9 protein-coding genes and 2 pseudogenes are annotated in these 10,188 nt (G+C 36.3%); 3 read left to right on the top strand and 8 right to left on the bottom strand.

Annotation, left to right across the window (positions count from 1 at the left end):
* The 4 genes and pseudogenes from HOG88_RS09285 to HOG88_RS09270 all read right to left on the bottom strand — a co-directional run.
* Window positions 1–256 (bottom strand): annotated as a pseudogene (locus HOG88_RS09285) (ferredoxin--nitrite reductase); the annotation flags it as partial.
* 91 nt (window positions 257–347) lie between these two features.
* A complete protein-coding gene (locus HOG88_RS09280) occupies window positions 348–983 on the bottom strand; it encodes a zf-TFIIB domain-containing protein (RefSeq protein ID WP_295005478.1) in 636 nt (211 codons plus the stop codon).
* A gap of 3 nt (window positions 984–986) precedes the next feature.
* Window positions 987–1,985, bottom strand: coding sequence for an SPFH domain-containing protein (locus HOG88_RS09275; protein WP_295005476.1), 999 nt, complete (start codon window positions 1,983–1,985; stop codon window positions 987–989).
* A 44-nt stretch (window positions 1,986–2,029) separates the two neighbouring features.
* Window positions 2,030–4,333 (bottom strand): molybdopterin oxidoreductase family protein, encoded by a 2,304-nt coding sequence (locus HOG88_RS09270; RefSeq protein WP_295005475.1) that lies wholly within the window; start codon window positions 4,331–4,333, stop codon window positions 2,030–2,032.
* Between the two features lie 133 nt (window positions 4,334–4,466).
* Here HOG88_RS09270 and HOG88_RS09265 point away from each other — a divergent pair, with 133 nt between their 5' ends.
* The 3 genes from HOG88_RS09265 (at window position 4,467) to HOG88_RS09255 (ending at window position 5,499) form a co-directional block, all read left to right on the top strand.
* On the top strand, window positions 4,467–4,760 hold the full coding sequence (locus HOG88_RS09265; protein WP_295005473.1) for a BrnT family toxin: 294 nt from the start codon (window positions 4,467–4,469) through the stop codon (window positions 4,758–4,760).
* Window positions 4,757–4,966, top strand: coding sequence for a hypothetical protein (locus HOG88_RS09260; protein ID WP_295005471.1), 210 nt, complete (start codon window positions 4,757–4,759; stop codon window positions 4,964–4,966). Before HOG88_RS09265 ends, HOG88_RS09260 begins: the two co-directional genes overlap by 4 nt.
* Before the next feature lie 236 nt (window positions 4,967–5,202).
* Window positions 5,203–5,499 carry a hypothetical protein gene (locus tag HOG88_RS09255; RefSeq protein WP_295005469.1) on the top strand — a complete coding sequence of 99 codons (297 nt, stop codon included), beginning with the start codon at window positions 5,203–5,205 and terminating at the stop codon, window positions 5,497–5,499.
* 200 nt (window positions 5,500–5,699) lie between these two features.
* Here the strand turns inward: HOG88_RS09255 and HOG88_RS09250 are convergent, their stop codons facing one another.
* The 4 genes and pseudogenes from HOG88_RS09250 to HOG88_RS09235 all read right to left on the bottom strand — a co-directional run.
* Window positions 5,700–7,268, bottom strand: coding sequence for a DmsC/YnfH family molybdoenzyme membrane anchor subunit (locus tag HOG88_RS09250; RefSeq protein ID WP_295005467.1), 1,569 nt, complete (start codon window positions 7,266–7,268; stop codon window positions 5,700–5,702).
* Between the two features lies 1 nt (window position 7,269).
* Window positions 7,270–8,589 carry a uroporphyrinogen-III C-methyltransferase gene (gene cobA / locus HOG88_RS09245; RefSeq protein WP_295005465.1) on the bottom strand — a complete coding sequence of 440 codons (1,320 nt, stop codon included), beginning with the start codon at window positions 8,587–8,589 and terminating at the stop codon, window positions 7,270–7,272.
* 15 nt (window positions 8,590–8,604) lie between these two features.
* Window positions 8,605–9,885, bottom strand: coding sequence for a nitrate/nitrite transporter (locus HOG88_RS09240; protein WP_295005463.1), 1,281 nt, complete (start codon window positions 9,883–9,885; stop codon window positions 8,605–8,607).
* Between the two features lie 110 nt (window positions 9,886–9,995).
* Window positions 9,996–10,188, bottom strand: a pseudogene (locus HOG88_RS09235) (bifunctional protein-serine/threonine kinase/phosphatase); the annotation flags it as partial.

Here is a 10,188-nt window from a genome sequence, read left to right as displayed (position 1 = left end):
CGGCTTGTTCGGCTTTCATAAACCCACCAGGTATACGAAGCTTTAGCATAAACTTACCCGGTGTTACAGGTCTATAGTAAATTCCAAAACATTTTAGAAAGTATGTTTTATCTTCTTCAGGAACACTATCAAACCCATTTTTTGCATACTCGTCGAGTTTATCATAAGCTTCTTGAGGTGTTTTTAGATTTTTAACCACTTCTATTTTATTTAATTTTTTATTTCTTGCGTTAAATGCTTCTTCTAATGCTTTCATAGTAATATTTTCCATATTTGAATATAGTAAAATGATACCTAATTTATAAGTATTAAAAACATTGTTAACGCCTATATTTTATACATAAAAACTACCATCTGAAATATAGAAGAGCATCAAGTAAATCTTCAAATATATCTGTTTCTTTAGTCCCACTGTACTCTGAATTCTTAGGGCTTGAAGTATATGAAGTTTCTGATGCTTTAGTAAACTTAGATTCTTCTATTTTTGTCATTCCGCCAACTTTTACCCACTCCATGATTTGACGCAATTCACCAGAATCTAACCAAATACCATGTTCAAAACAAATGTCAGTTATCACTCCACTGCGTTTCATAAAGTTTTTACGTTGCATGGTTTTTTTACATACAGGACATTTTCTATAGGTTAAAATATCTATATATCGTGGATTTTCAGAAATTTGAGCAAGCTTTAAGAGGTCTACATTTTTAGAACCTTTTACTGAATACTCTAACATTTCTTCTAGCTCGTTTGGATCAAAAAAGATTCCATAGCAACTTTCACAGCGTTCTATAAAGAGGTCCAGTTTTGTTCCTATGTTTATAGTTTGTAATTTTATATTACATATTGGACACTCTCGATTAAGATGTGGACGAAGATTAACAAACTTCTTATCTCTTAGATCAATATCATTTCTTACGCCGCAATATTCACAAATGATTCCACTTTTTGGAAGTGGCGCAGAGCAGTGAGTACACTTTGCCATCTACTATAGCTCTTGAAGAATTGCACTTTTCTTTAAAGAGTATTCTTCATCACTTATGAGCCCTTCTTTATGAAATGACTTTAATTCTCTTAACCTAGTACCCAAATCTTTTGAGTTTTCTGTTGACTGAGTAAAAGGCTCGTTCATAGTGCTAGCCAGCACATTTCCTGCTCCCATTCCAATAAACATTCCAGCCGCGCCTGACTCATTTTTTGCCGCATCGCCAAGAGCTTTTAATTGTTGTAGTTCCCTGTATGAAACACCTGCCGTTGTGGCAGCGTGTACATCTGCACTTACGTCTGCAATTTTATTGATCCGGACAAGAGTATCTTCATCAAACTCTGTTCCTTCTATACGAAAGTCAATAAGGTTAAAGCCAAGTTTATTAAAACTTTCATGGAGAACATTTGTTAGTCCTTTAGAAATCTCATTACGTTTAGCGTCTATCTCTGAATATGACAGCTTCTGCTCCGCAAGAAAATCTGTTAAAGGATGTACTAGACGGTTTACCATGATATTACGAAGTTCACTGATTTGAAAAAGAGAAGCTCCAGCAACCACTTCTGTAAAGAAAAGTTTTGCGTCAGCTATTTGAATGCTATAGTTTCCGTATGCGCGAAGAGCTACTGGAAAGTTATATTTAGGGTCATCATATTTTATGCTAGAAAGCGTTCCCCATTTTTGATTTACGATACGAGCGCTTTTAAAGAAGTATATGCCAGCCTTATGTTCACTCTCAAAAGACTGCATGACTTTAGTTATAGTCGTCCAAAAAGGAATGTTATCAGTTAGAAGGCTTACTATCCCTTCTTCTTCGATTACGGCTGAAACTTTACCCTCATAAACAAACACACAGCCTTGACCTGGCCCAACTATAAGTTTAGAAGCGTTTTTAATTTCATCGCCATTTTCAGACCATCTATAAAACAGTACGTCTTCATCTGGGTTTTCCCACTCTATTACTGAGCGCAACTGTCGTTTAATTGAATCCATAAGTGCCATGTTAGTCCTTAAAATTATTCTGATTTATTATAACACAAGACAGACTAAAGTGACATGTTTTTTTCTTGAAACTCCATACTCGTTTTGATTCCTTCCCAAGCCGTCTTAATATGTGTAATCTCACCTGCAATGGTTGTTTCTTCCAAACTCAGCCCTTCGGGAACCTCAGCAGAGTGTAGTTGAACAGCTGTTTGTTTGAAGTTTGGTTCGCCCGACTTAGGACAGAAGCTATCGTTTGTAAGAGTGTTTACAAGTTGCGTGTTGTAGTGAAATGGAGTGAAAATATTTCCAGGTCTCACACTCTGCGTTACACGAACTACTATGTCTTCAACTCTTCCTCTTTCACTCGAAACTGCCATTCTATCGCCACTTTTAACTTTTAGCACTTCCGCGTCTGCTGGATTTATATCTATCCATGCTTCAGGAGCCAAGTCGTTGAGTATGTCTATGCTTCGTGTTTTAGTACGAGTATGCCACTGCTCCACAGTACGACCAGTGTTTAAAATAGCTGGAAATTTTGCACTGATAGGTTCCGCCATAGGAAACCAATCGAAACAGAGTAAGTTAGCCTTTGCATCCTTAGTTCTATAAGCGATATCAGGGGAGTAAAGTCTCTTTGTTCCAAGTGGTCTTTGCTCGTTACATGGCCACTGAATGCCACCCTCACTCTCTAGTAAATCATAAGTGATTCCCGAGTAGTCACAAAGCTGACCACGACTCACTTCTTTCCACTCGTTAAACGCATCAATCGGCTTTTCCCAGTTTGGAAACAGCATCTCATGCACACCTTCAAACTTCTTTGAAAACTCCATGATGATGTCAAAGTCACTCTTTGAATCACCCAGTTGTTCCACTGCTTTGTTCGCACGGTTACAACGGCGTTCGCTGTTTGTGTAAACACCCTCTTTCTCACCCCATGTAGCAGCTGAAAAAACAACGTCGGCTATCTCTGCCGTGTCACCTAAAAAAGCGTCCTGAACTACTAGTAAGTCTAGTTTTGCCAAAGTCTTGCGAAGTTTTTCTTGGTTCACAAAACTTACAAGTGGGTTTGTTGCGACTATCCACAGAACTTTTATCTCACCTCTGTCTATCGCATCTATAATCTCTGCATATTTATAACCGCGTTCACGAGGAATGATGTTCTCGGGAACATTGACTATCTTTGCATACTCTAACAATGCTTTTTCATCACCAAAATTTCTATACCCCGGAAGAGAAGAGGTAAATCCAGTCTCACGAGTACCCATCGCGTTACACTGACCGGTAATGCTAAATGGACCAGTGCCCTCACGACCTATATGCCCTGTTAAAAGGTGTAGGTTTATGATGGCACTTACCGTATCCGTTCCCATAAAAGACTGGTTCACACCCATAGTCCAAGCACTCAGCACCGCATCTTGAGATACAAACTCACGAGCAAGTTCATAAAGAGTTTTTACATCTATGCCCGTTATGTTCGCCACTTCTTGTGGAGGATAGTTTTGCAAATGCTTTTTGAGTTCTTTATAACCATTTGTATTTGCTTTTATGTAACCCTCGTCTTCCCAGCCCTGCTCCATGACTATGTATGCAAGTCCATTAAAAAGTGCTAAATCCGTTCGTGGTTTTAAGGGCACAAAAACATCAGCGAGTTGTGATGTTTTAGAAGCTCTTGGGTCTATCACTATTATCTTTTTAGTTGGCTGTTTGTTTTTGTTTAGATGCAGAGTCAATATGGGATGATTATCCGCTATGTTTGCCCCTATGAGAAAAATGGTGTCCGCTTTTTCAAAGTCTTCGTATGCTCCTACCGGTCCATCGCTTCCTAGTGACTGCTTATAACCCATAACGGCAGATGCCATACAGAGGGTTGTGTTTCCATCGTAGTTGTTTGTCTTAAGACCTAACTGCACAAACTTTCCAAGAGAGTAAAACTCTTCTGTTAAAAGTTGTCCAGTTCCTATGACTCCAACCGCTTTTTCGCCATGTGTTTTAGCTATGCGTTTAAACTCATCTGCAACTTTTGTGTATGCCTCATCCCAAGTAGCACTTTGAAGTTTTCCCTCGCGTTTGATGAGGGGAGTCAGTATACGTTCGGGAGAGTTTATCATCTGGTGTTCGCTTAGTCCTTTAGGACAAAGCGTTCCCATATTTACACCGTGTTTAGGATTACCTTTTGTAGAAACGGCTTTTCCATCTTTAACTCCGATGTAGAGTCCACACCCTACCCCACAGTAACCACAAGTGGAAAACACCCATTTGTCAGGTTTGTTTGCGTCGCTTATCATTCCAAAAGTATCGTCATGAGAGAGTTTATACTTCTGTGCTTTTATATCAAAACCTAAAAAATCTTTTATTTTACCAATCATCATAAACTCTTTTATATTATTATTAGTTAAATAATAGCATAAATGTATATAAGTTTTTACGGGCCATAGTCTATAAATTAATCAGTGAGTAGATGATTCAGTAGAAATTTAATATTTTAGATATAATTGTATTATGAAATTTGAATGGGATCAAAATAAAGAAGAAATAAATATAGAAAAGCATGGTGTGACATTTGAGCAGGCTTCATATGTATTTTCAGACCAATTTGCTTTAAATAAATTTGATGAAGAACACTCGCAAGATGAAGATCGATGGATTTTGTTAGGTAAGTCATTAAATGAAACTTTATTATTGGTTGTTCATACATTTAGAAATGATGACGGAACAGAATTTGTCAGAATAATAAGTGCAAGAAAAGCAACAAAAATAGAGAAACAAATCTATCAAAAAAGGTGTCCAAAATGAAAAATGAATATGATTTTACAGATGCAGAACAAGGTAAGTTTTACAGACCAATTGAAGAATTAGACATACCAATTTATTTAGATAAAGAAGTTAAAAACTTCTTTATCAAAAATATAAAAAATAAAACAGGAGATTTTTCTTTAAATAAGATTATCAATTCATTAATAAAACAAGATATAGAAATATCTAAAAAATTAGCATCTTGAATTAGAATTGGCTTAGTACTACAAAGAGAAGGTTTATACTTCTCTGCTTTTATATCAAAACCTAAAAAATCTTTTATTTTACCAATCATCATAAACTCTTTTATATTATTATTGTTTAAATACATATAAGTTTTTTATCGGGCATAGACTATCAATTTTCATGTTCATATATTTTTTTACATGAGGTAGTTATGATACAATGTCCCTTGAATAAATAGTGATATACGAGGACTAATATGGAAAATTTAATTTTCAGATTGATAATAGGATTAGCAATTTATGCTTCAAAATATTCAAATCAATATTTAGAAAAGTTCAAAGATTTATTGATGATACCTTTTGGAATTATTATTTCTGGAAGTCTATCAATATATTTCGGTGCAAAATACTTACCCAATTCTATTTTAGACACAATAGGTGTCACAGAAGTAAGTTTTGACTTTAGTTTCCTATTAGTTTATGCAGGACTTGGAATAATTTTATTAGTATACTTGTATATATTATTTCAAGTGGCAACTAAACATACTTCATAATAAAAACTATTCTCTTAAAAAAATGTTATCTCAACATTGAATATACAAAAAAATATTTCACTCTTTATATCTGATTTATTTTATCATTTCACACTTCTAATATAATAGTATTGAAGGAAATAAGCTTATGTTTTATACTAAAAATATCAAAGATTCTCTCAAATGCTTAGATTGCTCGCAAGATGGCTAAAACAGAGTTACTACCTCTGCTTACCAACGAAAAATCCACCTGCCATTCCAAGTGGAACAACAGTCGTATAAAATAAAAACCTATCGCTAAGTTCACTACTAAACGCGATAATAAGAGAAAGTACTAAAGCAATGGAACTCAAAGTAAAAGAGCCGTTACTAGCAAACACTAATGCTAAAAGAGGAAGAAGTATTCCACCTAAGACTAAAGATATATAACGAAATACCTTAGTACGTTTAAAGTTTTCGTTTAAGAGTTTATGGCTGCGTTTGAGTTGGTACTCATTCTCTTTTGTGCTATCTAGTGTTCTAATGTCCTCATAAGTGAAAAAGAGTTGTGACACCGCGCCTAGCATTCCTAAAGAAACGAGTGGAATTATCACATCAGAAACACTTAACAGAGTACTTAAAAACGCAAGTAAAAAAGCACCTATGTAAGCCACTCCGAAAAACTTCAAGTTTGTCGTAACTCTATCCCATGAAGGACGAGCTTTTATGCGGTAAATCATTGACTGCGCATAGATTCCATATATTCCAATTACTAAAGTAAGTGCTTCAAGTCCTAAACGCAGTGCTGCGTTTAACTCAAAAAAGTACACAGCCACTATAACACTCATAAGTCCCGTAAAAACTCCAAGAGCAAGTGCTTCACGTGACAACCATGACGTCTTTATATTTTTCATAGCCGTAAGTGCTAAAATTGGACGACCTAAGTGCAATGCAGAAAGAGGAAGTCCCAACGCAGCTGGCAACATCACCAAAAGAGCCATTATCCAGTTTCTCTGTGCAAAACCAAAAAGAGACATTACATCACCTAAGAAAAGCGCTAAAAATCCCCCTAAAGATATCTGAGTAAGTACTGTCATAAAAACAAGTGGTAACTCTTTGTGCGAAGGCTTTAAGATATGCTCATCTATCTCTTTCATATCATCTGGTAAGTTATCTCGAAGAGTGTATCTTGTAGTTGAGTTTGTGATTCTAGCATCAGGGAGACAAGGCATATTTCCCTCTTTATCGATGTCACGTTCAAGCCACTCTTTTATATTTACAGCTTCTATCTCGATGGCACCTGCTGGACAAGCTTGAACACAGGCTGGAGACTGACCCACATCTAAACGCTCATGACACATATGACACTTAGTGACTATCTTGCGTTCTTCATGAAACACGGGAACCTCATAAGGACAGTTCCAAGTACAATACTGACACCCTATGCAAGTGTCATCATCATGAATGACGATTCCCGTTTCCGCTATTTTGATATAAGATTCAGTTGGGCAACCTATAAGACACTCTGGGTCTATACAATGATTACAAGACATAGAGTTTAGCATCTGAGTAAACGCAGGGAAAATCCCCCCTTCCATCTCTCCAACTCTACGCCATTTTATATCTGCTGGATTATTATTTTGTTCATTACATGCCACTTCACAACATCTACAAGCAACACAAGCGGTAGCATCAAAGTGAAACCTATACTGCTCACCCTCTTTTAATGCTGGGACATCAATACCATAATTTCCACACTGCATTCCAGTATCGGCTTTGTGATCGATAAAACTCTCTAGTGGTGTTTGCATATTATTGACTCTCTTGCATATTATATTTATAAGGCTGTTTTTTTTCGTTCTCTAACTTCTCTCTTGCTTTATACTCCGGTAGCACTTTATGTAGGTTTACTACCTCTCCAAAAACTATAATTCCAGGTCTTGGAGTATCTTTTGCCATCTTAGGTAACTCTCCTAAAGTGCTAATAATTTTTGTCTGATTTTCTCTTGAAGCATTTGATATGATAGCGGTCGGCATATTTACATCTATCCCAATTTCTAAAGCCATCTTAAGTATTTCATCTGCACGAGAGAGTCCCATTAAAACTATAGTCGTATGATTTTTCATTTTAAGTAAATCTATCCATTCAGTATTTATAAGATTTCCCGCTAAGTGAGCTGAAACTATAGATAAATTTGTTGCATATCCACGTGCTGTTGGAGCTATACCTGCACTAAGAGGTCCTGCTATTGCTGAAGATATTCCAGGTATAACATCTACTCGTATATTTGCTTTCATAAGAGCTTCCGCTTCTTCTGCACCACGACCAAATATATATGGGTCACCCGATTTTAGTCGTGCAACTTCCAATCCTTTAGAAGCATATTCTATAAGCATTTCATTAATTATTTCTTGCTTAACACTATGGGAACCTTTTTCTTTTCCTACGTATTTCTTAATAGTGGTATAGGGTATAGTCTCTATTATTTCATCACTAATTAGGTGATCTATAAACACTACGTCAGCTTCTTGGATACAGTTATAGGCTTTTCTTGTTAAAAGATCCACATCGCCAGTTCCACAACCAACTAAAGTAACTTTTCCCAAGAATTTTTTTGCCGTAGCTCTTGCTTCTTGAGTGTCAATAAGACCCTTATCTCTACTGGCTCTTAGGTTTTCATTATAACTTTTGAGTTCACGGGGAAGGATTTTTTTAATCTTGTCTCTAACACATTGAGCGAGAGTTGGACTTGCCCCTGAAGAAGATACGGCTACCTTTAAACTTCCATACTCAATTAATGCTGCAAAGAAAAAATCACAAACTTCTGGAACATCTACACAATTATATAAAAAATTATTTGTATGTTTATGTTCTAAAAGTCTATTCATAACTTCAGGGGAGCCAGTTGCATCGATAACAACAGGGTAGGATTCAAGGTCAGATAACTCAAAATCTCTTTGAATTTTACTGACTTTTATATCTTCAAATTCTTTAATATAGTCAGATGATATACAAGAAAAATTCACTAAGTTTCTCTGCATTACTTCTGCTTTTTGAAGTGCTACTTTCCCTCCACCGATAAGAAGTATTTTCATATCTTTTAAAACAATAGGGAGTGTTGCATACTTCATTTTCAGTCCTTTTATTTAAATTCTTCCACCAGCAGCAACACCCCAAGTAGTTCTCCATCTAGTTTTTACTAAAGAGATACCACCAAGAGCTAGGATAACAACTGCCGCAAAGATCATAAATCCAGCCGAGTAACCATCAAATGCACCCTTACTCCAACCAAGAGTTTTAATAAGAGCTGTACCACCAAGACCACCAGCAGCACCGATAATACCAGTCATAATTCCAATGTCTTTACCAAAACGCTGTGGTACTAGTTGAAAGACTGCACCGTTAGCCATACCAAGGTTAGCCATGATTAAAAACAGTACAAAGATAGCTACACCAAATGGAAGTGTCATACTCGCGTTTAAAACAGCAAGAAGTGTTACTAGACCAAAGAAGATATAAAGTGCTTTGATACCACCAAGTTTATCAGCTATTGCTCCACCAACAGGACGAAGAACAGCACCAGCAAAGATACATAAAGCACCGAAGTAACCTGCAACAACTTTAACATTGTTTTCATCAAAAACATCTAAACCAAACGCGGACATATCAGTTTGATAGGTGTTCATAAGATAAACTTTCATATATCCAGCAAAACCAACAAATCCACCAAAACTAACTGCGTAGAAAAGGTTAAACCACCATGTGTCTTTATCTTTAAGTAATTTTGCATAATCTTTAAGTTTTTTAGGACGAGCTTTGTAAACATCTTCTGGAGCATCTTTAGCTAAGAATGAGTAAGCGATGAGTACAACAATAGCCATTGCCGCACCTACACCAAATACTGATTCCCATCCCCAAATTTCAGCAATTTTAGGAGCAAAAAGAAAGTCTATAACAACACCGATATTACCAGCTCCGGCTATACCTAGAACAACACCTTGAAGTTTGGGTGGATACCACTGTCCAGCTTGTGGCAGTGCTACCGCAAAAGAAGCTCCTGCAAAACCAAGACCGAGTGCTACTAAAAGAAGTGCATTGTATGTAATATTACTACCCATGAAGTATGCTGTTAGTAAAGCTGCTATTACAACTATTTGAGACATAATTGCAGTTATTTTAGCACCAAGTTTATCAACACCAAATCCAAGAAGAATTCTTAGAATTGCACCTGAGAGAATTGGCAAAGAAAGAAGAGTTGCTTTTTCTCCTGATGTCATAATATGACCACCAAGAGCAAGAGCTTCCGCGATCTCTGTACTTAATGGACCTAGCATTGTCCACACCATAAAACTCATATCGAAGTATAAAAATGCCATGAACAACGTTGGTGCATGTCCCTGCCCTTTTAAGTCTTTAAATCCTGCCATAATTCTTCCTTCAAACTCAACTTGTAGTTAAGTGTTTATTTGTAGTAGTATTATAATGATTAAATAGGCATTCAGGAGTCTATTACTGTATAAAAAATATACAACTAGCTTTAACTTATGTACCCTAGCCAAAGAAGTAAAATTATATTTAACATACTCATCGCCACAAAACCAACCCTGTAAAATGTAAGTGGTTCTCTTTGTATGTAAGAACTATTTTTTGTGAAAAAAGGTTTCACTTTCTGTGGATATTTCAGTTCAAAGTTCATCTCGGAGTAGTGAGTATATCGTTGCTCTTTATCT

Source organism: Sulfurimonas sp., assembly GCF_018698455.1.
Classification (GTDB): Bacteria; Campylobacterota; Campylobacteria; order Campylobacterales; family Sulfurimonadaceae; genus Sulfurimonas.
The sequence above is the reverse complement of the archived record's forward strand: the minus strand, read 5'-3'. Positions and strand labels throughout refer to the sequence as shown.